25 protein-coding genes, 1 tRNA gene and 1 other RNA gene are annotated in these 25,285 nt (G+C 52.9%); 15 read left to right on the top strand and 12 right to left on the bottom strand.

What is annotated here, in order from left to right; genetic code table 11:
* Positions 1–93 precede the first annotated feature (93 nt).
* Positions 94–447 (top strand): inner membrane protein YiaB, encoded by a 354-nt coding sequence (yiaB, locus tag OGV98_RS13465; protein ID WP_003844581.1) that lies wholly within the window; start codon positions 94–96, stop codon positions 445–447.
* On the opposite strand, the gene OGV98_RS13460 is transcribed toward yiaB, so the two are convergent.
* Entirely contained in the window at positions 444–1,439 is a 996-nt protein-coding gene (locus OGV98_RS13460) for an acyltransferase (protein ID WP_003837703.1), read from the bottom strand. The two genes, yiaB and OGV98_RS13460, sit on opposite strands and share 4 nt — an antisense overlap.
* A 172-nt stretch (positions 1,440–1,611) precedes the next feature.
* On the opposite strand from OGV98_RS13460, the gene OGV98_RS13455 reads away from it, so the two are divergent.
* The 3 genes from OGV98_RS13455 to glyS all read left to right on the top strand — a co-directional run bounded on the left by OGV98_RS13455 (position 1,612) and on the right by glyS (position 5,006).
* Positions 1,612–1,920, top strand: coding sequence for a YsaB family lipoprotein (locus OGV98_RS13455; RefSeq protein ID WP_032937205.1), 309 nt, complete (start codon positions 1,612–1,614; stop codon positions 1,918–1,920).
* 95 nt (positions 1,921–2,015) lie between these two features.
* On the top strand, positions 2,016–2,927 hold the full coding sequence (gene glyQ, locus OGV98_RS13450; protein WP_001168551.1) for a glycine--tRNA ligase subunit alpha: 912 nt from the start codon (positions 2,016–2,018) through the stop codon (positions 2,925–2,927).
* Between the two features lie 9 nt (positions 2,928–2,936).
* Positions 2,937–5,006, top strand: a complete 2,070-nt coding sequence (glyS, locus tag OGV98_RS13445; protein WP_202580938.1) for a glycine--tRNA ligase subunit beta — start codon at positions 2,937–2,939, stop codon at positions 5,004–5,006.
* A 113-nt stretch (positions 5,007–5,119) separates the two neighbouring features.
* Here glyS and cueP read toward each other — a convergent pair whose 3' ends face one another.
* The 3 genes from cueP to OGV98_RS13430 all read right to left on the bottom strand — a co-directional run bounded on the left by cueP (position 5,120) and on the right by OGV98_RS13430 (position 6,629).
* Positions 5,120–5,659 (bottom strand): copper-binding periplasmic metallochaperone CueP, encoded by a 540-nt coding sequence (gene cueP / locus OGV98_RS13440; protein ID WP_202580939.1) that lies wholly within the window; start codon positions 5,657–5,659, stop codon positions 5,120–5,122.
* A gap of 187 nt (positions 5,660–5,846) precedes the next feature.
* The gene (gene cspE, locus OGV98_RS13435) at positions 5,847–6,059 is read right to left on the bottom strand and encodes a transcription antiterminator/RNA stability regulator CspE (protein ID WP_000014594.1); all 213 of its coding nucleotides are present in this window, start codon (positions 6,057–6,059) and stop codon (positions 5,847–5,849) included.
* Positions 6,060–6,338: 279 nt separating this feature from the next.
* Positions 6,339–6,629 (bottom strand): HTH-type transcriptional regulator, encoded by a 291-nt coding sequence (locus OGV98_RS13430; protein WP_003024273.1) that lies wholly within the window; start codon positions 6,627–6,629, stop codon positions 6,339–6,341.
* Between the two features lie 380 nt (positions 6,630–7,009).
* Between OGV98_RS13430 and OGV98_RS13425 the strand changes: the two genes are divergently transcribed.
* Positions 7,010–7,720, top strand: coding sequence for a DUF3053 domain-containing protein (locus OGV98_RS13425; RefSeq protein ID WP_003837709.1), 711 nt, complete (start codon positions 7,010–7,012; stop codon positions 7,718–7,720).
* Positions 7,721–7,778: 58 nt separating this feature from the next.
* Here OGV98_RS13425 and ghrB read toward each other — a convergent pair whose 3' ends face one another.
* The 6 genes from ghrB to OGV98_RS13395 all read right to left on the bottom strand — a co-directional run bounded on the left by ghrB (position 7,779) and on the right by OGV98_RS13395 (position 13,738).
* Positions 7,779–8,753, bottom strand: a complete 975-nt coding sequence (gene ghrB, locus OGV98_RS13420; RefSeq protein WP_003024278.1) for a glyoxylate/hydroxypyruvate reductase GhrB — start codon at positions 8,751–8,753, stop codon at positions 7,779–7,781.
* Between the two features lie 22 nt (positions 8,754–8,775).
* Entirely contained in the window at positions 8,776–10,056 is a 1,281-nt protein-coding gene (locus OGV98_RS13415) for an MFS transporter (RefSeq protein ID WP_044713978.1), read from the bottom strand.
* A gap of 70 nt (positions 10,057–10,126) precedes the next feature.
* Positions 10,127–11,065: a sugar kinase gene (locus OGV98_RS13410; RefSeq protein ID WP_202580940.1), complete on the bottom strand. Its 939-nt coding sequence runs from the start codon at positions 11,063–11,065 to the stop codon at positions 10,127–10,129.
* Between the two features lie 3 nt (positions 11,066–11,068).
* A complete protein-coding gene (locus OGV98_RS13405; RefSeq protein WP_003024284.1) occupies positions 11,069–11,818 on the bottom strand; it encodes a sugar phosphate isomerase/epimerase family protein in 750 nt (249 codons plus the stop codon).
* Positions 11,819–11,917: 99 nt separating this feature from the next.
* The gene (locus OGV98_RS13400) at positions 11,918–12,934 is read right to left on the bottom strand and encodes a LacI family DNA-binding transcriptional regulator (RefSeq protein WP_044700393.1); all 1,017 of its coding nucleotides are present in this window, start codon (positions 12,932–12,934) and stop codon (positions 11,918–11,920) included.
* A 141-nt stretch (positions 12,935–13,075) separates the two neighbouring features.
* Positions 13,076–13,738, bottom strand: coding sequence for an OmpA family lipoprotein (locus OGV98_RS13395; protein WP_003837719.1), 663 nt, complete (start codon positions 13,736–13,738; stop codon positions 13,076–13,078).
* A gap of 159 nt (positions 13,739–13,897) precedes the next feature.
* Here OGV98_RS13395 and OGV98_RS13390 point away from each other — a divergent pair, with 159 nt between their 5' ends.
* Positions 13,898–16,231 carry a molybdopterin guanine dinucleotide-containing S/N-oxide reductase gene (locus tag OGV98_RS13390; RefSeq protein ID WP_003837720.1) on the top strand — a complete coding sequence of 778 codons (2,334 nt, stop codon included), beginning with the start codon at positions 13,898–13,900 and terminating at the stop codon, positions 16,229–16,231.
* Here the strand turns inward: OGV98_RS13390 and OGV98_RS13385 are convergent.
* Both OGV98_RS13385 and tag read right to left on the bottom strand, forming a co-directional pair.
* Entirely contained in the window at positions 16,200–16,640 is a 441-nt protein-coding gene (locus OGV98_RS13385) for an N-acetyltransferase (protein ID WP_003837722.1), read from the bottom strand. The two genes, OGV98_RS13390 and OGV98_RS13385, sit on opposite strands and share 32 nt — an antisense overlap.
* Complete coding sequence (gene tag / locus OGV98_RS13380) at positions 16,630–17,199, bottom strand: DNA-3-methyladenine glycosylase I (protein WP_003837723.1); 570 nt, start codon at positions 17,197–17,199, stop codon at positions 16,630–16,632. The genes OGV98_RS13385 and tag overlap by 11 nt, the downstream gene beginning before the upstream one ends.
* 157 nt (positions 17,200–17,356) lie before the next feature.
* Here tag and OGV98_RS13375 point away from each other — a divergent pair, with 157 nt between their 5' ends.
* The 9 genes from OGV98_RS13375 (at position 17,357) to dppB (ending at position 25,281) form a co-directional block, all read left to right on the top strand.
* Complete coding sequence (locus OGV98_RS13375; protein WP_061549536.1) at positions 17,357–18,058, top strand: autotransporter outer membrane beta-barrel domain-containing protein; 702 nt, start codon at positions 17,357–17,359, stop codon at positions 18,056–18,058.
* A gap of 251 nt (positions 18,059–18,309) precedes the next feature.
* Positions 18,310–19,512 carry an L-lactate MFS transporter gene (locus OGV98_RS13370; RefSeq protein ID WP_003024301.1) on the top strand — a complete coding sequence of 401 codons (1,203 nt, stop codon included), beginning with the start codon at positions 18,310–18,312 and terminating at the stop codon, positions 19,510–19,512.
* Between the two features lie 213 nt (positions 19,513–19,725).
* Positions 19,726–21,420, top strand: a complete 1,695-nt coding sequence (eptB, locus tag OGV98_RS13365) for a kdo(2)-lipid A phosphoethanolamine 7''-transferase (protein ID WP_003837727.1) — start codon at positions 19,726–19,728, stop codon at positions 21,418–21,420.
* 91 nt (positions 21,421–21,511) lie between these two features.
* Positions 21,512–21,588, top strand: a tRNA-Pro gene (locus tag OGV98_RS13360).
* Between the two features lie 32 nt (positions 21,589–21,620).
* A non-coding RNA gene (locus OGV98_RS13355) (RtT sRNA) lies at positions 21,621–21,754 on the top strand.
* A 73-nt stretch (positions 21,755–21,827) separates the two neighbouring features.
* Positions 21,828–22,127 carry a hypothetical protein gene (locus tag OGV98_RS13350; protein ID WP_141110492.1) on the top strand — a complete coding sequence of 100 codons (300 nt, stop codon included), beginning with the start codon at positions 21,828–21,830 and terminating at the stop codon, positions 22,125–22,127.
* Between the two features lie 209 nt (positions 22,128–22,336).
* A complete protein-coding gene (locus OGV98_RS13345; protein ID WP_127674029.1) occupies positions 22,337–22,573 on the top strand; it encodes a hypothetical protein in 237 nt (78 codons plus the stop codon).
* A complete protein-coding gene (gene dppA, locus OGV98_RS13340; RefSeq protein ID WP_032937213.1) occupies positions 22,488–24,095 on the top strand; it encodes a dipeptide ABC transporter periplasmic-binding protein DppA in 1,608 nt (535 codons plus the stop codon). The genes OGV98_RS13345 and dppA overlap by 86 nt, the downstream gene beginning before the upstream one ends.
* 166 nt (positions 24,096–24,261) lie before the next feature.
* Entirely contained in the window at positions 24,262–25,281 is a 1,020-nt protein-coding gene (dppB, locus tag OGV98_RS13335; RefSeq protein ID WP_003837733.1) for a dipeptide ABC transporter permease DppB, read from the top strand.
* Positions 25,282–25,285 lie beyond the last annotated feature (4 nt).

The following is a 25,285-nucleotide window of genomic DNA, read 5'->3' as shown; positions in this document are numbered from 1 at the left end:
GGATTTATTCTGAAAGTCCGGCGTAGTGCCATTTTTCTGTGTTGTCTTTAGCGGGTTATTCATATTGTATCCATGATGGATAAGGAGATCCCAATGAAGACGACAAGGCTGTTGCCATGGATATTATTCCTGTCTGGCGCACTGATTTACGTTATTGGCTTATGGCAGGCATGCCCGTTATTGAGCGGCAAAGGCTATTTTCTGGGCGTGCTAATGACGGGAATGTTTGTGACATATGTTTATCAGCGTGCAGTGAATCTCAATCAGAGCGACGAACGCTTCGCCTCTGTATGTCAAATGGTCACACTCATCACGATAGGGTTGCTGCTGGTGGGCGTCTGGAACGCCCCGTTATCGCCCCTCGAAAAAGGGCTGTATCCGGTGGCATTCATCATATGTTTACTGGGGCAAGTTTTGTTGCTACGTCTGCAAAATATGGGGGGTTAACTCACCAGCCTGCGCGTATCGATGCGCTGCAACAGTATGGACAACAGTAAACTGCCTGCCAGCGTGGCGCTGAAAATCCACAGCATATCCAGCGGTGGCCAGTTTTTGAGTTCAATTCCGTTGGTTCGTAGTGCGTGAATGATCAGCGCATGAAAACCATAAATGCCCAATGAATGGCGAGAAATAAGGCCCAGTAGCGGCAGAGTACGTGTGCTGAGCGTATTTTTGACCAGCGTCAGGAGTGAGACGGCGCAAATAAATACCGCAGGGCCGCAGTAGAGGTACCAGGTGTCGGCAAAATTGCCTCGCCAGCGCAGTTCATGCAATGTGCCACGAGAAATAATAAATACTGCGGTAATGAATAACGCCGCACAGAGCCAGCTGAGCGCGCGCTTTTGCGTATCCATCATGCCAATCGCCCGGCCCAGCATGCCGTACAGGATGTAATAGAAGGTGTCGCCGCTGATGTACAGGTTAATGGGTAGCCATTCAAAACCGCCAATTTTTTGCGAGACGGTGTTGGGATTGGCAATCACGCCTATCACCACCATCAACGCCAGCAGCATCTTGCCGCTGATATTTTTCACCTGTATCAGCGGAGAAACCAGGTAGATGACGGCGATCGCGAAGAAAAACCACAGATGATAGAACACCGGCTTTTGCAGCAGGTTCTTCAGCGACAGCTCAGCGTTGATCGAGGTAAACAGCAGGATATAGGCCAGCGCCACGCTGCTGTAAAACAGAATGCAGAGCGCGATGCGCAGGAAATGGCGCGGTTTGGCGCTACGCTCGCCAAAAAACAGATAACCCGAAATCATAAAGAACAGCGGGACGCTGACGCGAGAGGCTGAATTGAGCACGTTAGCCAGATCCCAATTCAACGGGCTGACGCTTTGCGCATTGGTGATGTACCAGGTCGTGGTGTGGATCATCACGACCATTAAACAGGCTATCCCGCGCAGGTTATCAATCCAGAAAATTTTGGGCTGCATCAGTTCCTCTGTGTCCATTAAAAAAAGTCTGACCGATATTTTGCGAACGTAGCTCACTGGAATAATCCGAGTTCTTACGCTAAAGCTTGAGATGGTCTGATGAGATTCTCAAAATAGGATCTGTTTCCAGACACTAATAATAAGACTGACCAGCAAACCAGGCGGTAATAAAATGATGATGAAGTATTTCTTTCCCGCAATCGCTACCCTTTTGCTGGTAGCGTGCGCTGACACACAACCGTCTGCACCTGCGCAGAAAGCGCAAAAGGTTAAGGTCAGTGCCACACGTTCGCTGGATATGGAGTCATTGTGCAAAAATGAAGCGGCGCAACGCTACAACACTGGCGCGCAGAAAATTGATATCTCCGGCCTGGAACAATTCCAGGGCAGCTATGAGATGCGTGGTTCTACCTTCCGTAAAGAGAGTTTTGTCTGTTCTTTTGATGCAGACGGGCAGTTTTTGCACCTTTCCATGCGCTAAGTTCCCCCTTTTTCCCGTTTCGTACTGTATATCTTGCAGCCAGCGGGTATACTGATCGCTTCCTTTAAATCCACACGTATCCAGCACGAAATAATATGCAAAAGTTTGATACCAGGACCTTCCAGGGCTTGATCCTGACCTTACAGGATTACTGGGCTCGCCAGGGCTGCACCATTGTTCAACCATTGGACATGGAAGTCGGCGCGGGAACATCTCACCCAATGACCTGCCTGCGTGCGCTGGGGCCGGAACCGATGGCGACTGCTTATGTGCAGCCTTCCCGTCGTCCGACCGATGGCCGCTATGGCGAAAACCCGAACCGCTTACAGCACTACTATCAGTTCCAGGTAGTGATTAAGCCGTCTCCGGACAACATTCAGGAGCTGTACCTGGGTTCTCTGAAAGAGCTGGGTATGGACCCGACCATTCACGATATCCGTTTCGTGGAAGATAACTGGGAAAACCCGACGCTGGGTGCCTGGGGTCTGGGTTGGGAAGTGTGGCTGAACGGCATGGAAGTGACTCAGTTCACCTACTTCCAGCAGGTTGGTGGTCTGGAATGTAAACCAGTAACCGGGGAAATTACCTACGGTCTGGAACGTCTGGCCATGTACATTCAGGGCGTAGACAGCGTTTACGACCTGGTCTGGAGCGACGGCCCGCTGGGTAAAACCACTTACGGTGACGTGTTCCATCAGAACGAAGTGGAGCAATCCACCTACAACTTCGAATACGCCGATGTGGACTTCCTGTTCACCTGCTTCGAGCAGTACGAGAAAGAAGCGCAGCAGCTGCTGGCGCTGGAAAATCCGCTGCCGCTGCCTGCGTATGAACGTATTCTGAAAGCCGCCCATAGCTTCAACCTGCTGGATGCGCGTAAAGCCATCTCCGTCACCGAGCGTCAGCGCTATATCCTGCGCATTCGCACCCTGACCAAAGCAGTGGCAGAAGCTTACTACGCTTCCCGTGAAGCCCTTGGCTTCCCGATGTGCAACAAAGACAAATAAGAGGCGGCCATGTCTGAGAAAACTTTTCTGGTGGAAATCGGCACTGAAGAGCTGCCACCAAAAGCACTGCGCAGCCTGGCTGAGTCCTTTGCTGCAAACTTTACCGCGGAGCTGGATAACGCTGGCATTGCGCACGGCAACGTTGAGTGGTTCGCTGCGCCGCGTCGTCTGGCGCTGAAAGTCGCGAATCTGGCGGAATCTCAACCCGATCGTGAAGTTGAAAAACGCGGTCCAGCCATTGCCCAGGCGTTTGACGCTGAAGGCAAACCGAGCAAAGCGGCAGAAGGTTGGGCACGTGGCTGCGGCATCTCGGTTGATCAGGCTGAGCGTCTGACTACCGACAAAGGCGAATGGCTGCTGTATCGCGCGCATGTGAAAGGCGAAAGCGCTGAAACGCTGCTGCCAAACATGATCGCCACTTCGCTTGCGAAGCTGCCGATCCCGAAACTGATGCGCTGGGGCGCGTCTGACGTTCACTTCGTGCGTCCGGTTCACACCGTGACCCTGCTGCTGGGCGACAAAGTGATTCCGGCAACGATTCTGGGCATTCAGTCCGATCGTGTGATCCGTGGACACCGCTTTATGGGCGAGCCGGAATTCACTATCGATTCTGCCGATCAGTATCCGGAAATCCTGCGTGAGCGCGGCAAAGTCATTGCGGATTACGCTGAGCGTAAAGCGAAAATCAAAGCCGATGCTGAAGAAGCGGCGCGTAAGATTGGCGGCAACGCCGATCTGAGCGAAAGCCTGCTGGAAGAAGTCACCTCGCTGGTAGAATGGCCGGTAGTGCTTACCGCGAAATTCGAAGAGAAATTCCTCGCTGTTCCGTCTGAAGCGCTGGTACACACCATGAAAGGTGACCAGAAGTACTTCCCGGTATACGCGAATGACGGCAAACTGCTGCCGAACTTTATCTTCGTTGCCAACATTGAATCGAAAGATCCGACCCAGATTATCTCCGGTAACGAGAAAGTCGTTCGTCCGCGTCTGGCGGATGCTGAGTTCTTCTTCAATACCGACCGTAAAAAACGCCTGGAAGACCATCTGCCGCGTCTGCAAACCGTGCTGTTCCAACAGCAACTGGGTACGCTGCGCGATAAGACTGACCGTATCCAGGCGCTGGCGGGCTGGATTGCTGGTCAAATTGGCGCTGACGTTAACCACGCAACGCGTGCTGGCCTGCTGTCCAAGTGCGACCTGATGACCAACATGGTCTTCGAGTTCACCGACACTCAGGGCGTGATGGGAATGCACTACGCGCGTCACGATGGCGAAGCGGAAGATGTTGCTGTGGCGCTGAACGAGCAGTATCAGCCGCGTTTTGCCGGTGATGACCTGCCGTCTAATCCGGTGGCTTGTGCCGTGGCGATTGCTGACAAGATGGACACCCTGGCGGGTATCTTCGGTATTGGTCAGCATCCGAAAGGCGATAAAGACCCGTTTGCGCTGCGTCGTGCTGCGCTGGGCGTGCTGCGTATCATCGTTGAGAAGAACCTGAATCTGGATCTGCAAACGCTGACGGAAGAGGCTGTTCGTCTGTATGGCGACAAGCTGACCAACGCCAACGTGGTGGATGACGTTATCGACTTTATGCTTGGTCGCTTCCGCGCCTGGTATCAGGACGAAGGTTATACCGTCGATACCATTCAGGCCGTGCTGGCGCGTCGTCCGACTCGTCCGGCTGATTTCGACGCACGTATGAAGGCGGTTTCGCACTTCCGTACCCTGGAGGCCGCGTCCGCGCTGGCTGCCGCGAACAAGCGCGTATCAAATATTCTGGCGAAGTCTGAAGAAACGCTGAATGACCGTGTGAATGCGGCAACGCTGAAAGAGCCGGAAGAAATTGCACTGGCGATGCAGGTTGTGGTGCTGCGCGATAAGCTGGAGCCTGTTTTCGCCGCTGGCCATTACCAGGAAGCGCTGGTTGAGTTAGCGGAACTGCGTGAGCCGGTTGATGCGTTCTTCGAGAAAGTGATGGTCAACGTAGAAGATAAAGATCTGCGTATCAACCGTCTCTCCATGCTCGAAAAACTGCGCGAACTGTTCCTGCGCGTGGCGGATATTTCGCTGCTGCAGTAACGGTCCTGAGCTGACTTAGAAAATGCCGGATGGCAGCTTCGCCTTATCCGGCCTACGAGATAAACACCAGTAGGCCGGATAAGCATTGCGCCATCCGGCATTTTTTTATGTTGTTAGCGCAGCTGTAATTTAGTCAGACAGGTCTGGCTGTCTTCCATGGTCTTAATGGGATACTCCGCTTTTTTGCCGTTGTAGCTTACTGCGATGGTGCCTGCCATATTGCGCGGTAGCCAAACCCCGACGAAGCCATTTCGACCGCTTTTCATCTCTTTTTGTAGCACTACATCACCCTTGTTATCCGTCACTTTGACATTGAATGTCATCTCCGGCATTTCGCCCTGGCAACCGGAAAGGCTGTGGTTGAAGCAAGGATGTGTTTGCCATTCATAAGGGGCAAATGACAGATAGAACTTGTCACCGAGCGGCAGGGTATAGATCTGATCGCCTGAAGAGAGCTTCAGTTCAGTGCTGGTGACGGATGCCGAGTAGGGCAGTGGGCGGCTCTGTGGAGACTGGTCAATGGCCTCGACGATTTGCTCGACGGATTTTCCGCTGAGCCCGTGTTCCGCCAAAAAAGTGGCTTCAGGGGTTGCGGCGAACGCGCTACCGGTGGTGAGTAAACCTAAAACCAGCAGTAATGAGGATTTCGACATAGCTTCAATTCCTTGTGAACGTTGTGGAATACAGACTGGCTCACTATAAAGCTTGCCCTTAGGGAAAGGTCAAAGGGGCGACGGGTAAAGTAATGCAAAGACGCGTGTGGGCGAGGCGTTTTAAGAAGTACAGATAAAAAAAATCCCCGCCGTTTGGCAGGGATTCAGAATCTTGAGCTTTTTAAGCTTACAGGCTGGTTACGTTGCCAGCTGCCGGGCCTTTAGCGCCGCTTTCGATGGTGAAGGAAACTTTCTGACCTTCGTCCAGAGATTTGTAGCCATCGTTCTGGATAGCAGAGAAGTGTACGAACACGTCTTTAGAGCCATCGTCAGGAGTGATGAAGCCGAAACCTTTGTCAGCGTTGAACCATTTTACGATACCAGTCATTTTACCGGACATAGTGTATTACCTTTTAAAAAATAAGTGTGCCTTTCGGCGATATGGCGTGCTTTACAGATTTTTTAACAGTAAAGGAAATGCTCACTACGAAGGGTATCAACGATAACTCTTGAAGGGACTTGCCTTACTAACTGCTGTAATGGTCTGTACGTCAAACCGTTGAGGGCATTAACTCATTTTACGCATGTGGATGCAACTACTATTTTCTTTTTTGTGGATAACCTTCGTAAGGGAACGGCCCCGTTACAGGACCGTTCTTAAGCAAAATTGAAAAATAGTTCAATCCATCAGTTGCTTACTTAATCTTGGATCTGCCTGGATCAGGCGCATTAACTTCAATTCGGTAGTGGAAGGCTTTACGCGTTTAGACTCCCATTCATGAACCATCGCGACTGTCACGCCCATTACCCGGGCAAAATCATCTGTTTTTAAACCCGTCCCTCGTCGTAACTGTTCAAATTCGGTGAAAGGGTTGGTTTTTTGCGTCAGAGTGACCGTCTGCGATACATCTTTAAAAACAATCTGCTCCAGACTGCTCAGCAGTTCAAACATAGGATCTTTGTATTCCATTGAGAACTCCTACAAATCACACAGCGGGATCGTGAATTTCTTCGAAGCTCATTAAGAGTAGTCGGAAAAAATGAAGTCGGATTCGGGGTCTGAGAGATGGATTCGTTTCAGCAAACGGTGGGCAACAATCTATTGCTGGCTAACGAACTGATAAAGGTCGGGATCTCCGAACGATCGATTCCGATTGTAAAGATGACTAAAATATGACGCCGAGTAGTAAATGCAGCATTGTTTAGCAAAACGAACGGTGGTGGGAACGGTTATTTTCCCCCACAAGATTATGCGGAAAGGGTATCTTGCGGGGCTGACCTGGACTATCCTTGTTAACGTCAGGCACGCGGGTGTCGTTGTGCGCATTTTTGGGTGAAAGGAGTATTAAAATGGCGACAGGTAAGTCCTGCTCTCGCTGGTTTGCGCCTGTTTTGGCGCTCTTAATGGTAGTTGGCCTGAGTGGGTGTTTTGATAAAGAAGGCGATCAACGCAAAGCGTTTATCGATTTTCTGCAGAATACTGCAATGCGTAGCGGAGAGCGTTTACCAACGCTGACCGCCGATCAGAAAAAACAGTTTGGCCCGTTTGTGTCCGATTACGCGATTCTGTATGGCTATTCGCAGCAGGTTAATCAGGCGATGGACTCCGGTCTGCGTCCGGTGGTTGATAGCGTAAATGCGATTCGTGTTCCTCAGGATTATGTGACTCAGCGTGAGCCGCTGCGTCAGGCAAATGGTGCGCTAGGTGTATTAGGGCAACAGTTGCAGAATGCGAAACTACAGGCAGATGCTGCGCATGGCGCGCTGAAGCAGGGCGAAGATCTGAAGCCGGTCTTTGACCAGGTTTACAATAAAGTCGTCACTGTACCTGCAGAGGCGTTACAGCCGCTGATCCCTGCAGCGCAAATCTTCACGCAGCAGTTAGTGCAGGTTGGTGATTTTGTGGCGCAGCAGGATACGCAGGTGAGCTTTGTCGCCAACGGTATCCAGTTCCCAACGTCACAGCAGGCAAGTCAGTACAACACGCTGATTGGCCCGTTGGCTTCTCAACATCAAGCATTTAACCAGGCCTGGACTGCTGCGGTGAATGCCGCTCAGTAATTAAGCCGCTGTAAGATATGAAGGGCCGGGTGAGCGTAAGCGCTACCCGGCCTTTTGTTTATCGCGCGACCTGCGGGTTTACGCAGTTCTTCTCAACGCGTCCTTGCAGCGCATCGATTAAGTTATCCACCGCACAGGCCGCCATGTTATAGCGCGTTTCGTGCGTGGCTGAACCAATGTGCGGCACCGCAACCACGTTTGGCAGCGACAGCAGCGGTGAGTCTGCCGGTAATGGCTCCTGCTCAAACACATCCAGGCCAGCGGCATGAATTTCGCCGTTTTGCAGGGCGGCAATCAGTGCTTTTTCATCGACCACCGGCCCACGTCCGGCGTTAATGAAAATGGCGGAAGACTTCATTTTGGCAAACTGTTCGGTGCTGAACAGATGATGCGTTTCGTCGGTTAACGGCAGGATCAGGCAGACAAAATCAGATTCTTGTAACAGCGTATCAAGATCGCAGTAGCGCGCATTGAAGCGTTCTTCTGCTTCCTGATGATGACGGCGCGCATTATAGAGAATCGGCATGCTAAAGCCGAAATGCGCACGTTGTGCCAGCGCCAGCCCAATGCGGCCCATTCCGACAATCCCCAGCGTTTTGTGGTGCACATCCGTACCGAACCAGTCCGGCCCGATACTTTTGGTCCATTCACCGACCTTCACGCGTTCAGCCACTTCTACCACGCGGCGAGCGGTACTTAACACCAGCGCCATCACCGTATCGGCGACGGTTTCTGTCAGTACGGTTGGCGTGTGCATCAACAGCACCTTACGCGCGTTAAGGGCATCGACGTCGAAGTTGTCATAGCCGACGGAAATCGTGGAGGTCGCACGCAGTTTCGGCATTTTCTCCAGTAGAGCGGTATTGACGGCTTCACTGGAGCCCAGCAGACCTTCCGCATTGGCAAAAGCCTCAGCGTGCTGTGCGACCGTTTCCGGGCGCAGGTTAGGCACCTGAGTCACAGTAAAATGCTCTTCCAGGCGATGCAGTAAATCGTCAGGTAACGCTTTATAGAGAATAATGGACGGCTTCATGCGAATCTCCGTAAGTTAAAATTTAAGCGTGGCGTGCGCCAATAGGTAGCTGTTGATTATTAGCAGGCTTAACAATGAGAGTTAGCCATACTGAGACAAAAAGCGCTACCCCCATAAAAATGTACGAGGCGGACGGGCTGCCGGTAGCGCCATTGAGGTAGCCGACAAACCATGAACCAAAGAATGAGCCTAGCGCGCCCATACTGTTAATCAGCGCCATTGCACCCCCGGCAACGTTGCGCGGCAGCATTTCCGGAATGATGGCAAAGAAAGGACCATAAGGGGCATACATTGCCGCACCCGCAATAACCAAAAGCGTGTAAGAAATCCAGAAGTGGTCTACGCCCACGGCCCAGGAGCCGATAAAAGCGAAAGCAGCTATCAGTAACAGTGGCCAGACAAACAGCTTACGATTTTGCAGTTTATCGGAGGCCCAGGAAACGAGAATCATCGCCGCAGTCGCCGCCAGATAAGGTACGGATGACAGCCAGCCAACCTCAACCATCCCCAGATTTGCACCGCCGTTGCGGATAATCGACGGCAGCCACAGGACAAAACCATAGACGCCAATACTCCAGGTGAAATACTGCATACACAGCAGGATGACGTTACGTGAGCGGAAGGCTTCGCTATAGTTACGCACAGCTTTGATGCCTTGCTGCTCTTTTTCCAGTTGTGCCTGAAGGGCGGCTTTTTCAGATTCTGACAGCCAACCGACCTGAGACGGTTTGTCTTTTACCAGCACCCACCAGCAGAACGCCCAGATGATGGCCGGGAAGCCCTCGATGATGAACATTTCCCGCCAGCCCAGTGCCTGGATCAGATACCCGGAAACCACGGACATCCACAGGACGGTAACCGGGTTACCGAGGATCAGGAAAGTGTTTGCGCGCGAACGCTCGGACTTCGTAAACCAGTTACTGATATAAATCAGCATTGCGGGCATGACCGCGGCTTCAACGACGCCAAGAATAAAGCGGATGGCGGCAAGCATTGGAATATTGCTGACCATGCCGGTTAACGACGCACAGGCACCCCAGAGGATCAGACAGACAAAAATCAGTTTTCGTACGCTGCGGCGTTCGGCGTAAATTGCGCCCGGGATCTGAAAGAAGAAGTAGCCGAGGAAAAACAGCGCGCCCAGCAGGGAAGAGATCCCTTTGGTAATGCCGAGGTCCTCGTTGATACCTGCGGCGGAGGCGAAGCTGAAGTTCGCGCGGTCAAGGTACGCCAGGCTATACGTGATAAACACGATTGGCATGATGTACCACCAGCGTTTTGCTGCATTAGTTGAGCTATTCATAGACTGCCCTCTGGTTATACTGATACGCCGCCTCTGAATGTAGGGTACAGAGACAGAGTTGGCCGGGAATTTATTCCCCTAATTGTTCACGTGTGGGTAATCCTTCGCTGTCGCCCTGAACCTGAATGGCCAGTGCGCCAATTTTATTGCCGCGGGTCACCGCCTGATGTAGCGAGCGGCCTTCCAGCAGGGCGCTAATAACGCCCACGGCAAAACCATCACCTGCGCCGACCGTATCAACCACGTTGTCGACTTTTACCGGTGCAACGCAGCCTTGTTCACCGCCGGCGGTTTTGTACCAGGCGCCATCAGCCCCGGTTTTGATGATCACGGCCTTCACCCCGTGGCGCAGATAAAAGTCGGCGATGGCTTCAGGCGTCTGCTGACCGGTTAAAATCATGCCCTCTTTTAATCCAGGCAAAACCCAGTCGGCCTGGAATGCCAAACGGTTCAGTTTTTCCACCATCTCGGCTTCGCTTTTCCACAGCACAGGGCGTAAATTCGGGTCGAACGAGATGGTCTTCCCTTGTGCTTTCAGTGTGCGGGCGGTATGGGCTAACAGTTCATAAGAGCTGGTAGAAAGCGCCGCCGCTACGCCGCTCAGGTGCAGGTGGCGCGCGCTGGCGAAGTAGGCTTCGTGATAATCCTCAACGCTGAGGTGGCTGGCAGCGGAACCTTTGCGGAAGTATTCCACAATGGGATCGGTTCCATTTTCGACCTTAGATTTAAGCTGAAAGCCGGTAGCGTAACGCTCGTCCTGGGTGACTCCCTGCGCATCAATCCCTTCTTTTTCCAGCGACTTAACGATAAAACGGCCAAAACTGTCGTTGCCTACACGGCTTACCCAACCGACCTTCAGGCCCAGCCGGGCAAGACCGGTCGCTACATTGAGTTCAGCGCCAGCAACTCGCTTGATAAACTGCTCCACATCCGCCAGTTCGCCGGTTTGCGTGGCGACAAACATCGCCATCGCTTCACCAATAGTGACCACATCCAGTGAATTTTTCATGTGTTACTCCTCGCGTAACAGCTCGACGTAACGGCGGGTAACCGCCGCCAAATCCTGCCCTTCCAGGGGAAACTCAATGCCGCGTGGAACATCGCCCGGCAGCGTTTTCAACAGCGTCAGCCAGCGCGGATCGGCTGCATCAGGCGGTACGGCACGGTAGCTGTCGCGATGTGCAACGGCGGCTTTGACATGGATATACCCAACGGTTGACGCCAGTTTCTGCGCCGCCTGTTCCGGGGAGTCGCCCACCCACAGCCAGTTGCCCATATCGAAGGTCAGAGATATCGGCAGATTTTGCGTCTGGCAGGCTTCGTTAAAGCGCTGCATCGGCTTCAGGCGTCCGCAGGCGGTCTGATCGTTTTCGACAACCAGTTCCATTCCGCTGTTGTCCAGCCATTCACGTAACACGTTGAACTGTTCGGTATGGGAGAAATGGCCGAGGGAGACTTTTAGCCACAGAGCCTGCAGGGCCTGTGCTTCTTCAAGTAGCGCAGGAAGTCGGGGATTGAGGCTACCGTCCTCAAGGAACAACGGCTCAGGCGCTGAGTAACAGGCCAGCAGGCCGAAGATTTCGATAGCAGATGCCACCGTAGACAGCGTGTGCAGCTCGGCGTCGGTCAGCAATTCGCGGCGGATTTCGACGCCGTCAGCACCGGCTTCAGCGATAATGGGCAGCATTGCCGTTTGCCCGCCAGCGGCCCGTACCTGGTCGTGGCCGTAAGCGGCGGTGACCACCATAATTTTTCTTTTCATGGAAACTCCAGACTAGCGTTCTTGCTATAACGCTAGATGGAACCGGTTCCAAAGAAAAGCTTATGATGTTGAATTTATGATCACCATCACGAAGGAAATTTAACGGGCGGTAGAGCCGCGAACGATCAGTTCGCCGGAGAAGACCTGTTCCTGAATGGCAGCAGGGCCGCCATCGATCCGGCGTACAACCTGCTCAACGGCGGTGTAGCCAATCTGCCAGGTAGGTTGTTTCAACGTGGTAATACCAACGCCCGCCAGTTCGGCCCATTCCAGTTCGTCAAAACCGAGCAGGCCGATATCGCTGCCCCAGTTAAGGCCAATGCGTTTCAGGGCGCGGGCAACCTGCAGTGTGAGAGCGCCATTAGCTGAGATAACAGCTTTGCGCATTCCCCGGTGCTGCTGGTGGAACTGGCGCAGGGTTTCGTCCAACTGCGTATTGTCCGTGAGCGGGACTTCGGCATTTTGCGCGATAACGCCGGGGTACTGTGCGAGGGTGGCGCGAAAAGCGCTCAGGCGCTCGCGGCGGGTATTCACCATGCCGAGTGGTTCGCTGAGGAACAGGATGGCTTCAAAACCTTGTTCGACCAGATGTTCCGTGGCAACCGTTGCCGCCTGGGTGTTATCCAGCCCGACCATATCACAGGCGAAATCGGGGATTTTACGGTCAATCAGCACCATCGGCAGCGCAGACTGCTGCAGGCGGTTCAGCCCCTCTTCGCGCATCCCGACGGCGTTGACCACAATCCCTTCGACCTGGTAGCTGCGCAGCAGGTCAAGATAATGCAGTTCCTGATCCACTTCGTTGTTGGTGTTACACACCAGCGGGGTGAAGCCTTTATCGCGGCAGGCGGCTTCAATGCCGCTTAACACGTTGACGGAGTAGGGATTGGTAATATCGGCGATGATCAGACCAATCAGGCGGGTACGACCGTGTTTCAGGCCTCTTGCCATCAGGCTGGGACGGTAGTCGAGATCGGCAATGGCTTGTTCAATGCGGGCCAGTAGCGCGTCGGAAAGCAGGTGCTTTTCACCGTTGAGATAGCGTGAAATGCTGGTCTTGCCGGTTTTTGCGGCTTTCGCCACATCGCTGATGGTTGCCCGTGTTGATTTGCTCATCGCTGATTTCCCTGAATTTCGTGTGAATACCTTAGCGGGAAAATCTGACGAAGCAAGTAATTTGCCCGGTGGCGCTGCGCTTACCGGGCCTACATGTCGAACGTAGGCCGGGTAAGGCGAAGCCGCCACCCGGCTCAACGATTACTGCATAGGACTCAACGTAATCTCTACGCGACGGTTCTGCGCTTTACCTTCCGCCGTGCTGTTGCTGGCGATCGGATTTGACGGACCCATGCCCTGAGTGCGGATACGATTAGCGGCAACCCCTTGCGTGATTAAGGCGCTGGCCACGGAGTCCGCGCGTTGCTGAGACAGGCGCATATTCAGATCCTGGCTGCCGGTGCTGTCGGTGAAACCCAGCACGTTGACGGCGGTTTTATTGTACTCTTTCAGTACCATTGCCACGCCGGTCAGGGTGTTGGCACCAGCAGGTTTCAGGTTGGCGCTACTGCTGTCGAAGGTGACGTTATTCGGCATATTCAGAATGATGTTATCGCCACTACGCGTCACGCTGACGCCCGTTCCCTGCATTTTGTCGCGCAGTTTGGCTTCCTGCACGTCCATGTAATAACCGACACCGCCGCCAACGGCCGCACCCGCCGCTGCGCCAATCAGTGCACCTTTACCGCGATCTTTCTTCGAAGAAGAGAGTGCGCCAATGCCCGCGCCGACCAGAGAGCCAATACCCGCGCCAATGCCGGATTTACCTGCTTCGCGTTCGCCGGTGTAAGGGTTTGTTGTGCAGCCAGAAACCGCCAGGGCGCCGCTCACGATGGCAGCAATAACAAAAACACGTTTCTTCATCTTAATTCCTTAATGACTTTTTCTTCTTTGCCACAGCGACCGTGGCGGTTGATTATGACGTGTGAACATGAAGAAAATTCCAGGGAAGACTCTGAAATTTGTAAGTAACATTGAACGGCATAATAAATAAGCCGTCACATCGCATTCAGGAGCGCCATCTTGGCTAATTCACCCGCACATTACTCGGTGTTAACCGCCGCCCACTGGGGACCAATTCTCGTCGACACCGATGGTGAGACGGTTTTCTCCTCGCGTGGCGCGCTGCCCACTTCCCATCCCAACTCTTTGCAAACCGTGGTGCGCGACCAGGTTCACAGTAAAACGCGGGTACGTTTTCCAATGGTGCGTAAAGGCTTTCTTGCCTCGCCGGAGAATCCCCAGGGCGTGCGTGGGCAGGATGAATTTGTTCGCGTCAGTTGGGACGACGCGCTGAATCTTATCCATACGCAGCATAAACGCATCCGTGACAGCTACGGCCCGGCCTCGATTTTTGCCGGTTCCTACGGCTGGCGCTCTAACGGCGTGTTACACAAAGCGGCAACCCTGCTACAACGCTATATGGCGCTGGCAGGCGGTTATACCGGGCATCTGGGAGATTATTCGACGGGGGCTGCGCAGGCGATCATGCCGTACGTGGTGGGCGGTAACGAAGTTTACCAGCAGCAAACCAGCTGGCCAGTGGTACTTGAGAACAGCGAGGTGGTGGTGTTATGGAGCGCTAATCCGCTGAATACACTGAAGATTGCCTGGAATGCGTCCGATGAGCAGGGGCTCGCTTACTTTGAGGCTTTGCGCGACAGCGGTAAACGGTTGATCTGTATCGATCCGATGCGATCGGAAAGCGTCGAATTCTTTGGCGAAAAGATGGAATGGATTGCCCCGCATATGGGGACCGACGTGGCGCTGATGCTGGGCATCGCGCATACGCTGGTGGAAAACGGCTGGCATGACGAGGATTTTCTCGCCCGGTGTACCACCGGCTATGACCGTTTTGCAAACTATCTGCTGGGTAAATCTGATGATGTTGTGAAAACGGCAGAGTGGGCTGCGGAGATTTGCGGTATACCCGCAACAAAAATACGCGAACTTGCGGCGATATTTCACCAAAATACCACCATGCTGATGGCCGGATGGGGGATGCAGCGCCAACAGTATGGTGAGCAGAAACACTGGATGATCGTCACCCTGGCCGCCATGCTCGGGCAAATCGGGACGCCAGGCGGCGGTTTTGGGCTGTCGTACCATTTTGCCAACGGTGGCAACCCAACGCGCCGGGCTGCGGTGCTGGCTTCAATGCAGGGCAGCGTTAAAGGTGGTACCGACGCAGTAGATAAAATCCCGGTGGCGCGAATTGTTGAAGCGCTGGAAAATCCCGGTGGTTTTTACCAGCACAACGGCATGGACCGCCATTTCCCGGACATCCGCATGTTATGGTGGGCTGGTGGCGCTAACTTCACCCATCATCAGGACACTAACCGTTTAATTCGCGCCTGGCAAAAACCGGAGCTGGTGGTTATCTCGGAGTGTTTCTGGACCGCCGCAGCGAAGCATGCCGATATCGTACTGCCGGCGACCACCTCCTTTGAGCGCAATGATTTGACCATGACCGGCGACTACAGCAACCAGCACCTGGTGCCGATGAAGCAGGTTGTGCCGCCGCAGGACGAAGCGCGAAATGATTATGATGTTTTTGCCGAGCTGAGTGAACGCTGGGAAGAGGGCGGTTACGAGCGATTCACCGAAGGCAAAAGCGAGCTGGAATGGCTGGAGACGTTTTACAATATTGCCGGGCAACGTGGGGCCAGTCAGCAGGTGACATTGCCGCCTTTCGCCGAGTTTTGGCAGCGCAACGCCCTGATCGAAATGCCGGAAAATGCCGCCAGCGCGCAGTTTATCCGTTTTGCGGATTTTCGCCGCGACCCGCAGGCTCATCCGCTGAAAACGGACAGCGGAAAAATTGAAATCTACTCCGCGAGGATTGCTGGTTACGGCTACGCGGACTGTGCGGGGCACCCGATGTGGCTGGAGCCGGATGAGTGGTTCGGTAACGCCGAACCGGACCAGCTACAGCTGCTTTCCGCCCATCCGGCGCACCGTTTGCATAGTCAGCTTAACTACAGTGCGCTACGTGAGCAGTACGCGGTAGCGGATCGTGAGCCGGTAACGATTCATCCGCAGGATGCCCACGCACGCGGCATTGCGGATGGCGATACGGTCAGGGTGTGGAACCAGCGTGGTCAAGTTCTGGCGGGCGCGGTGGTGACGGCGGGTATTAAACCCGGCGTTATCTGTATTCATGAAGGCGCCTGGCCTGATTTGGATCTCGCAGCGAACGGTATTTGTAAAAATGGCGCCGTCAACGTGCTGACCAAAGATCTCCCCAGCTCGAAGCTGGGGAATGGCTGCGCGGGCAACACCGCGCTGGCGTGGCTTGAAAAATACAGCGGACCCACGTTGACGCTTACGGCGTTTGATCCGCCTGCCAGCCCATAATCCACGTGGGATGGTGAGTCTCTTCCTGCCATGCGCCGTCTTCAATGCGAAAACCCAGCGCATGGTAGAAGTTCACCGCGGATTGATTCTTCTGGTAGACCTCCAGGCTGAGTAACGAAAAGCGCTGCTGCACATGCTGCACCAGCGCTTTGCCGATCCCGCTTCTGATGGCGGCAGGCGCGACAAACAGCGCGCCGAGGAAGCGGTCATCAATGACGCTGACAAAACCTTTGAGCTCGCCTTCTTCTTCCCACACCCAGGTTTGCGCGGCTGGCAGATAAACATCCCGCACCACGGATTCACTTTCGCGCCAGTAGCGCTCTTCGATAAACGGATGGGCATGGATTGTGCTTTCCATCCACAGCGTCAGAATCGCTGATATATCTTCAGCCTTTGATTCACGAATCATGTTGTTCTCCCGGATAACAGATGCAGCTGGTGACATGATCGTTGACCAGGCCGCATGCCTGCATAAAGGAGTAACAAATGGTGGTGCCGACAAACTTAAAACCGCGTTTTTTTAACGCTTTAGACAGCGCGTCTGACGCAGGCGTGGAGGTGGGAATATCGCTCAGGTTGGCGGCGCGGGTCACTTGTGGTTGGTTATCAACAAATGACCAGACGAACTCGCTAAACGACTCTCCGTTTTGTGCCATCGTCAGAAAGGCGCGAGCGTTGCCGATAATGGCCTGAATTTTTCCGCGATGGCGAATTATGCCGGCATCCAGTACCAGCCTTTCCACATCCTCTTCGGTCATGGTCGCCACTTTTTCCGGGTCAAAATGGTGGAAAGCGTGGCGATAATTTTCCCGTTTCTTGAGTACGGTAATCCACGATAACCCGGCCTGCTGGCCTTCGAGGCAGATCATTTCGAACAGCTTTTTGCCATCGGTTTCGGGGACGCCCCATTCCTTGTCGTGGTAGGCAATGTAAAGTGGATCCTGACTGACCCATCCGCAACGCTGCATATTCTTCCTCGCTGTTTTTACTGGCGTAAAAATTTCATTCGGCCCGCCTTGACGCGCCAGCTAAAAAGACAATATTTAATACAAGGCCTACTGGCCCAAATACTTCACACAATGACAATAATATCGCCGAATTCGGCTCTTTTCTGGAGTCGCGTTGATGCTTATAAGAAACAGTAGTGGTCGCCAAAGGTTAACTCTGGCGAGCGTCATAGTTTGTGCGCTGTCCATCAATACAGCATATGGCTGGCAACAAGAATATATCGTTGATGCGCTGTCAGGGCATACGGCTGAACGTTATACATGGGACAGCGATCACCAACCACGTTATAACGACATTCTGGAAGAACGTATTCGTTCCACTCAGAACGTGGCGGGGCCCGTGGTGAATCTGGCGGATGAGACACCTATGGATGCCACCAGCGGCATGAGTATGGGCTGGAACTTCCCGCTTTCAAGGCAGGTGACAACCGGTCCGGTTGCCGCGCTGCATTATGACGGTTCCACCACATCTACTTACAACGAATTTGGCGATAGCGCGACGTCGGTAACGCAGAACGATCCGCTGTGGCATGCCAGCGTGAGCTCGTTGGGCTGGCGAGTCAATTCGCAGTTCGGTGATGTGCGACCGTGGGCGCAAATCAGCTATAACCAGCAGTTTGGTGAAAATATCTGGAAGGCGCAGTCGGGTCTCAGTCGCATGACGGCGGCGGGTCAGGATGGTAACTGGGTAGATGTTACCATCGGTGCGGATATGCTGTTGAACCCGCACATGGCGGCTTACGCGGCGCTGTCGCAGGCGGAAAATAGCACCAACAACAGCGACTATATGTACACCATGGGAGTGAGCGCCAAATTTTAACGTAAACAATCATCACATAAACATCTTGATTACATGTTGAGATCAACAATCACACGCACTCCAGCGATAGCGTGTACTAACTCATGCGATAAAATTCAGTAACCCGACTTTTTGTCTCGTCATTCATTCCGCATTCCAGGCATTTCATTCCGTCCTGGCGGCATTTCATGCCGTTTTCCCCTGCTCATAAAAACGCTTCGGTATGGTTGTTGGCAGAGAATTTCCCCTTTTGTTTATGCAGGAAGACTGCCATGAAAACTTCTGATTATCAGCGTACCCGCTGGCTGACACTGATCGGCACCATCATTACCCAATTTGCTTTAGGTTCTGTTTATACCTGGAGCCTGTTTAACGGTGCGCTTTCTTCTAAGCTTGATGCGCCGGTGAGTCAGGTTGCCTTTTCCTTTGGCCTGCTGAGCCTCGGGCTGGCAATTTCTTCTTCCGTCGCCGGGAAACTGCAGGAACGTTTTGGCGTGAAACGCGTCACCATGGCCTCCGGTATTTTACTCGGTGTGGGCTTCTTCTTAACCGCCCACTCTGACAGCCTGATTATGCTGTGGCTGAGCGCTGGTGTGTTGGTTGGTCTGGCGGATGGCGCAGGCTACCTGTTAACACTTTCCAACTGTGTAAAATGGTTCCCGGAGCGTAAAGGGCTGATTTCCGCCTTCGCTATCGGTTCTTACGGTCTTGGCAGCCTCGGTTTTAAATTCATCGATAGCCAACTGTTGAGCACCGTGGGTCTGGAAAAAACCTTCATGATCTGGGGCGCGATTGTGCTGGTAATGATCGTCTTTGGCTCCACGCTGATGAAAGACGCGCCGAATCAGGAAGTGAAAACGAAAAATGGCGTGGTTGAGAATGACTACACCCTGGCGCAGTCCATGCGTAAACCGCAGTACTGGATGCTGGCGGTCATGTTCCTGACGGCATGTATGAGCGGGCTGTACGTAATTGGCGTGGCGAAAGATATCGCACAAAGTCTGGCACATATGGATGTGGCAACGGCGGCAAACGCGGTGACCGTGATTTCTATCGCTAACCTGTCCGGTCGTCTGGTTCTGGGGATTCTGTCCGACAAAATCTCTCGTATTCGCGTTATCACCATTGGTCAGGTCGTTTCGCTGGTGGGTATGGCCGCACTGCTGTTCGCGCCGTTGAATGATGTGACCTTCTTTACGGCGATTGCCTGTGTGGCATTTAACTTTGGCGGCACCATCACCGTGTTCCCGTCACTGGTGAGTGAGTTCTTCGGTTTGAACAACCTGGCTAAAAACTACGGTGTCATTTACTTAGGTTTCGGTATCGGCAGCATTTGTGGTTCCATTATCGCCTCGCTGTTCGGCGGATTCTATGTGACCTTCTGCGTTATCTTTGCGCTGTTAATTATCTCGCTGGCGCTTTCTACCACTATTCGTCAGCCGCAGCGTAGCGTCTATACCGAGGCACACGCCTGAATCTATTAGTGGTCTGATTAATGCCCGGCGCATATATTTACAAAAATATATGCGCCGTTTGCATTCTCTATAAGCACTTTTCTTCCCTCCTGTGGTCTACTTACCTGCGCTGTAGAATTTTCTTATTATCTGCACTTGTCGCACTTTTCCCCTGTATGGCCTGACAGGCTTTTGCGCAGGGTGTTTTTATCCCTTCCTCCAGGGTTTGTTTGCATGAGATATATCAAATCGATGACGCAGCAGAAGCTGAGTTTCTTGCTGGCGATCTATATCGGTCTTTTTATGAATTGCGCTGTGTTTTTCCGTCGCTTTAGCGGATATGCGCACGAGTTTACCGTCTGGAAAGGACTCTCTGCGGTTGTTGAATTAGCTGGCACTGTGCTGGTGACCTTCTTTTTACTCCGTGTTCTCTCTTTATTTGGCCGACGCGTCTGGCGTGTCCTGGCAACGTTTGTGGTGCTCTGCTCTGCTGGCGCCAGCTATTACATGACCTTCCTGAACGTGGTCATTGGCTACGGTATTATTGCCTCGGTCATGACCACCGATATTGATTTATCAAAAGAAGTCGTCGGCTGGCATTTTATCGTTTGGCTGGTTTCAGTCAGTATTATCCCATTGGTGTTGATTTGGAGTAACCGCTGTCGTTATACCCTGATGAAACAGATTCGTACGCCTGGCATGAGATGGCGTAGCGTAGCGGCGGTTTTATTGGCTGGCCTGATGGTGTGGGCGCCCATTCGTCTGCTCAGCATGCAACAAAAAAGCGTTGAGCGTGAAACAGGGATCGATTTACCCAGCTACGGCGGAGTCGTTGCGAACTCCTATTTGCCGTCAAACTGGCTCTCTGCGCTGGGTTTATACGCCTGGGCGCAGGTGGATGAATCTTCAGACAACAAATCGCTGATGAACCCGGCGAAGAAGTTCACCTACGTTGCCCCCAACAATCTCGACGACACCTATGTCGTGTTTATTATCGGTGAAACCACGCGCTGGGATCATATGGGGATTTTTGGCTATGAGCGAAACACCACGCCAAGGCTGGCTCAGGAGAAAAACCTGGCGGCTTTCCGTGGATATTCCTGTGATACCGCGACCAAGCTTTCGCTACGCTGCATGTTCGTTCGTGAAGGTGGGGCAGAGGAAAACCCACAGCGTACGCTGAAAGAACAAAACGTCTTTTCTGTGCTCGGCCAGTTAGGATTTAAAACCGATCTGTACGCGATGCAAAGCGAGATGTGGTTCTACAGCAATACCATGGCGGAAAACATTGCCTATCGTGAACAGATTGGCGCAGAGCCGCGTAACCGTGGCAAAAACGTTGACGATATGCTGCTGATTAATGAGATGCAGCAATCTTTACAGAAGACTGATGATGGCGAAAAGCGTCTGATTATTCTGCACACCAAGGGCTCGCATTTTAACTACACCCAGCGCTACACCCGCGAATATGCACAGTGGAAGCCGGAGTGTGTCAATGTTGATAGTGGCTGCTCGAAAGCTGAGATGATTAATTCATTTGATAATTCGGTAACCTACGTTGATCACTTTATTACCCAGGTGTTTGATCAGCTGCGCGATAAGAAAGCGATCGTGTTTTACGCCGCCGATCACGGTGAGTCAATTAACGAACGTGAGCACCTGCACGGTACGCCGCGTAAAATGGCGCCGCCTGAGCAGTTCCGCGTTCCTATGATGGTGTGGATGTCAGACAAATATCTGGAAGACCCTGACCATGCGAAGGCATTTGCGCACCTGAAGCAAGAAGCTGAGATGAAGGTGCCGCGTCGTCATGTGGAACTGTACGATACCGTTCTGGGTTGCCTTGGTTATACCTCGCCAAATGGGGGGATTAACGAGAATAACAACTGGTGTCGTATCCCGGACGCGAAGAAGGTTACAGCCCAGTAACAGAGCTGCTGACTTTCTCGCCGATCAAATGGCATTTTGATACTAAGGGATTGACGGGCGCGCGGCTGAGCAGTAAGATGCGCCCCGCATTCGGTGATTGGCGCAGCCTGGTAGCGCACTTCGTTCGGGACGAAGGGGTCGGAGGTTCGAATCCTCTATCACCGACCAAATTAGAAAAGCCAGCCTTCGGGCTGGCTTTTTGCTTTCCGGAATTGACGAGGATGAGAACCTCCGGGGGCAAGAGGTTCGACTCGAGCGCAGCGAGAGAACGTTGCGTCAGCAACGGCCCGCAGGGCGAGCCACGCAGTGGCGAGTAATCCTCTATCACCGACCAAATTTAAAACCCTGCTCAACGAGCAGGGTTTTTTGTTTTGTAGGCCTGATAAGCGAAGCGCCATCAGGCAATATTGGAGACATTGCCGGATGGCGGCGCAAGCGCCTTATGCGGCCTACAGACTCAGTTTCATCCCGGCGTGTATGGCGTTATTCCAACCCCACCTTTGACCTTCCTTTTATCTGCAAAAATTGTGCATCACTTCCCACTGACAGTTAACGATTCTGTGACATATTCCATTGCCTTTTTTTATGTTTGCTTGAAACTTTTTTTGCGCTACTTATGGCTGGCGCTGGCATTTTCCGCTGTGCGTTTTAACGTTCATGGCATTAATCGCTCAGATATGCAGCATTCATTGGGAAAATTTGAATAAATTGCATAAATGTTAATCTCCAAATGTTGCGAAGTATGAAGATGTTTATTCTGGCATAGTGCGCGTAGCACAAATTTCCCTGCTGAAAATACCCGCTTGCACTTTTTTTAATCTTTGTTTGCCAATTCTCACCGTTGGTGTAAATCGCGGTTACCTGTATTGACGTTTTCACATTCTGTTGACAGATTGTAGGGTATGAGGGGCATTTCATGGAGAATCCGCACTGCAACTCAGTCGCTTATGTGAACGGAATCCCCATCCTCTTAACGCTGACCCGGCCGGGTAAAAAACAAAAAAGGCCAGGCGGTGCAAACCCATTGCAAAGGGTAAAACAACAAACATCACATTTGGAGCAGAAGAATGAGTATTTCCTTGAAGAAGTCAGGGATGCTGAAGCTTGGTCTGAGCCTGGTGGCTATGACCGTCGCAGCAAGCGTACAGGCTAAAACTCTGGTTTATTGTTCAGAAGGATCTCCTGAAGGCTTTAACCCGCAGCTTTTCACCTCTGGTACCACCTATGATGCCAGCTCCGTGCCGATCTATAACCGCCTGGTCGAGTTCAAAACCGGCACAACTGAAGTGATCCCGGGACTTGCTGAGAAGTGGGAAATCAGCGAAGACGGTAAAACCTATACCTTCCACCTTCGCCCTGGCGTGAAGTGGCAGGACAACAAAGATTTCAAACCGACGCGCGATTTAAACGCCGATGACGTGGTGTTCTCTTTCGATCGTCAGAAAAATGCCCAGAACCCGTACCATAAAGTTTCTGGCGGCAGCTATGAATACTTCGAAGGGATGGGTCTGCCAGACCTGATCTCCGAAGTGAAAAAAGTGGATGATAAAACCGTTCAGTTCGTGCTGACTCGCCCGGAAGCACCGTTCCTGGCTGACCTGGCGATGGACTTCGCTTCTATTCTTTCCAAAGAATATGCGGACAACATGCTGAAAGCCGGTTCCCCGGAGAAAGTGGATCTGAACCCAATCGGTACCGGTCCGTTCCAGCTGCAGCAGTACCAGAAAGACTCTCGTATTCTGTATAAAGCATTCGAAGGTTACTGGGGCACTAAGCCGCAGATCGACCGTCTGGTCTTCTCCATTACGCCTGACGCTTCTGTGCGTTACGCCAAACTGCAGAAGAACGAGTGCCAGGTGATGCCGTACCCGAACCCGGCTGACATCGCACGCATGAAGCAGGATAAAAATATCAACCTGATGGAGCAGGCCGGTCTGAACGTTGGCTACCTCTCTTTCAACACCGAGAAGAAACCGTTTGATGATGTGAAAGTCCGTCAGGCGCTGACCTACGCGGTAAACAAAGAAGCGATCATCAAAGCGGTTTATCAGGGTGCTGGCGTTGCCGCGAAAAACCTGATCCCACCGACCATGTGGGGCTATAACGACGACGTTAAAGACTACACCTACGATCCTGAGAAGGCCAAAGCGCTGTTGAAGGAAGCCGGTCAGGACAAAGGCTTTACCGTTGAACTGTGGGCCATGCCGGTACAGCGTCCTTACAACCCGAACGCTCGTCGTATGGCGGAAATGGTTCAGGCTGACTGGGCGAAAATTGGCGTTCAGGCCAAGATTGTGACCTACGAGTGGGGCGAGTATCTGAAACGCGCCAAAGCGGGTGAACATCAGGCGGTGATGATGGGTTGGACCGGTGACAACGGGGATCCGGACAACTTCTTCGCCACCCTGTTTAGCTGTGCGGCAGCGAAAGACGGCTCCAACTACTCTCGCTGGTGCTACAAGCCGTTTGAAGACCTGATCCAACCGGCGCGTGCGACCGACGATCACAACAAACGTATTGAACTGTACAAGCAAGCTCAGGTTGTTATGCACGATCAGGCCCCGGCTCTGATTGTTGCTCACTCCACCGTGTATGAACCAGTGCGTAAAGAAGTAAAAGGCTATGTGGTTGATCCATTAGGCAAACACCACTTCGAAAACGTCTCTGTCGAATAATTAAAAGCAATCAAGGAAGCGCTGCGCCCCGGTATTGTGTAGGCCGGATAAGCGCAGCGCCATCCGGCGTAATGCTTTACCCACGATGCAGTTTGCGTGGGATAAGATTTGTGAGCAATGCAGACTCACGGTTCCAGGCCGTGCGTCATTAGAGAGAATCCGGGTTATGTTGCAGTTCATTCTCCGACGTTTGGGACTCGTCATCCCCACGTTTATCGGTATCACTCTTCTCACCTTTGCCTTCGTCCATATGATCCCCGGCGATCCGGTTATGATCATGGCAGGTGAACGTGGGATCTCCCCTGAGCGTCATGCTCAACTGCTGGCTGAACTCGGTCTGGATAAGCCTATGTGGCAGCAGTACCTCCACTATATCTGGGGGGTTATGCATGGCGATTTAGGTATCTCACTGAAAAGCCGCTTACCGGTGTGGGAAGAGTTCGTACCTCGATTCAAAGCCACGCTGGAACTCGGCGTCTGCGCGATGATTTTCGCCGTCGCAGTGGGTATCCCGGTGGGTGTACTTGCTGCCGTTAAGCGCGGCTCCATTTTCGATCACACCGCCGTTGGCCTGGCGCTGACCGGTTACTCCATGCCGATTTTCTGGTGGGGCATGATGCTGATCATGCTGGTTTCCGTGCAGTGGAACCTGACGCCAGTTTCTGGGCGGGTGAGCGACATGGTGTTCCTTGATGATTCCAATCCGCTGACCGGTTTTATGTTGATAGACACCGCCATCTGGGGTGAAGAGGGCAACTTTATCGATGCGTTGGCGCATATGGTCTTGCCTGCGATGGTGCTGGGTACCATTCCTCTGGCGGTCATTGTGCGTATGACACGTTCGTCGATGCTGGAAGTGCTGGGCGAGGATTACATTCGTACCGCGCGCGCTAAAGGTTTGACCCGTATGCGCGTCATCATCATTCACGCTCTGCGTAACGCGATGCTGCCCGTTGTAACCGTTATCGGCCTGCAGGTTGGTACGTTGCTGGCTGGGGCAATCCTGACCGAGACTATCTTCTCGTGGCCGGGGCTGGGACGCTGGCTGATCGATGCGCTGCAACGCCGTGATTATCCGGTAGTGCAGGGCGGGGTACTGCTGGTCGCGACGATGATTATCCTCGTCAACCTGCTGGTAGACCTGCTGTATGGCGTGGTGAACCCGCGTATTCGGCATAAGAAGTAAGGGG

The organism is Citrobacter sp. Cf136, from assembly GCF_030333815.1.
Taxonomy (GTDB): domain Bacteria; phylum Pseudomonadota; class Gammaproteobacteria; order Enterobacterales; family Enterobacteriaceae; genus Citrobacter; species Citrobacter freundii.
This window is presented reverse-complemented; position numbering and strand designations above follow the sequence as displayed.

What these genes read in the sequence shown, in the direction of transcription:
- yiaB (WP_003844581.1), top strand. Translation starts at nt 94, where the DNA reads ATGAAGACGACAAGGCTGTTGCCATGGATATTATTCCTGTCTGGCGCA.
- OGV98_RS13460 (WP_003837703.1), bottom strand. Translation starts at nt 1,439, where the DNA reads ATGCAGCCCAAAATTTTCTGGATTGATAACCTGCGCGGGATAGCCTGT.
- OGV98_RS13455 (WP_032937205.1), top strand. Translation starts at nt 1,612, where the DNA reads ATGATGATGAAGTATTTCTTTCCCGCAATCGCTACCCTTTTGCTGGTA.
- glyQ (WP_001168551.1), top strand. Translation starts at nt 2,016, where the DNA reads ATGCAAAAGTTTGATACCAGGACCTTCCAGGGCTTGATCCTGACCTTA.
- glyS (WP_202580938.1), top strand. Translation starts at nt 2,937, where the DNA reads ATGTCTGAGAAAACTTTTCTGGTGGAAATCGGCACTGAAGAGCTGCCA.
- cueP (WP_202580939.1), bottom strand. Translation starts at nt 5,659, where the DNA reads ATGTCGAAATCCTCATTACTGCTGGTTTTAGGTTTACTCACCACCGGT.
- cspE (WP_000014594.1), bottom strand. Translation starts at nt 6,059, where the DNA reads ATGTCCGGTAAAATGACTGGTATCGTAAAATGGTTCAACGCTGACAAA.
- OGV98_RS13430 (WP_003024273.1), bottom strand. Translation starts at nt 6,629, where the DNA reads ATGGAATACAAAGATCCTATGTTTGAACTGCTGAGCAGTCTGGAGCAG.
- OGV98_RS13425 (WP_003837709.1), top strand. Translation starts at nt 7,010, where the DNA reads ATGGCGACAGGTAAGTCCTGCTCTCGCTGGTTTGCGCCTGTTTTGGCG.
- ghrB (WP_003024278.1), bottom strand. Translation starts at nt 8,753, where the DNA reads ATGAAGCCGTCCATTATTCTCTATAAAGCGTTACCTGACGATTTACTG.
- OGV98_RS13415 (WP_044713978.1), bottom strand. Translation starts at nt 10,056, where the DNA reads ATGAATAGCTCAACTAATGCAGCAAAACGCTGGTGGTACATCATGCCA.
- OGV98_RS13410 (WP_202580940.1), bottom strand. Translation starts at nt 11,065, where the DNA reads ATGAAAAATTCACTGGATGTGGTCACTATTGGTGAAGCGATGGCGATG.
- OGV98_RS13405 (WP_003024284.1), bottom strand. Translation starts at nt 11,818, where the DNA reads ATGAAAAGAAAAATTATGGTGGTCACCGCCGCTTACGGCCACGACCAG.
- OGV98_RS13400 (WP_044700393.1), bottom strand. Translation starts at nt 12,934, where the DNA reads ATGAGCAAATCAACACGGGCAACCATCAGCGATGTGGCGAAAGCCGCA.
- OGV98_RS13395 (WP_003837719.1), bottom strand. Translation starts at nt 13,738, where the DNA reads ATGAAGAAACGTGTTTTTGTTATTGCTGCCATCGTGAGCGGCGCCCTG.
- OGV98_RS13385 (WP_003837722.1), bottom strand. Translation starts at nt 16,640, where the DNA reads ATGATTCGTGAATCAAAGGCTGAAGATATATCAGCGATTCTGACGCTG.
- tag (WP_003837723.1), bottom strand. Translation starts at nt 17,199, where the DNA reads ATGCAGCGTTGCGGATGGGTCAGTCAGGATCCACTTTACATTGCCTAC.
- OGV98_RS13375 (WP_061549536.1), top strand. Translation starts at nt 17,357, where the DNA reads ATGCTTATAAGAAACAGTAGTGGTCGCCAAAGGTTAACTCTGGCGAGC.
- OGV98_RS13370 (WP_003024301.1), top strand. Translation starts at nt 18,310, where the DNA reads ATGAAAACTTCTGATTATCAGCGTACCCGCTGGCTGACACTGATCGGC.
- eptB (WP_003837727.1), top strand. Translation starts at nt 19,726, where the DNA reads ATGAGATATATCAAATCGATGACGCAGCAGAAGCTGAGTTTCTTGCTG.
- OGV98_RS13345 (WP_127674029.1), top strand. Translation starts at nt 22,337, where the DNA reads ATGGAGAATCCGCACTGCAACTCAGTCGCTTATGTGAACGGAATCCCC.
- dppA (WP_032937213.1), top strand. Translation starts at nt 22,488, where the DNA reads ATGAGTATTTCCTTGAAGAAGTCAGGGATGCTGAAGCTTGGTCTGAGC.
- dppB (WP_003837733.1), top strand. Translation starts at nt 24,262, where the DNA reads ATGTTGCAGTTCATTCTCCGACGTTTGGGACTCGTCATCCCCACGTTT.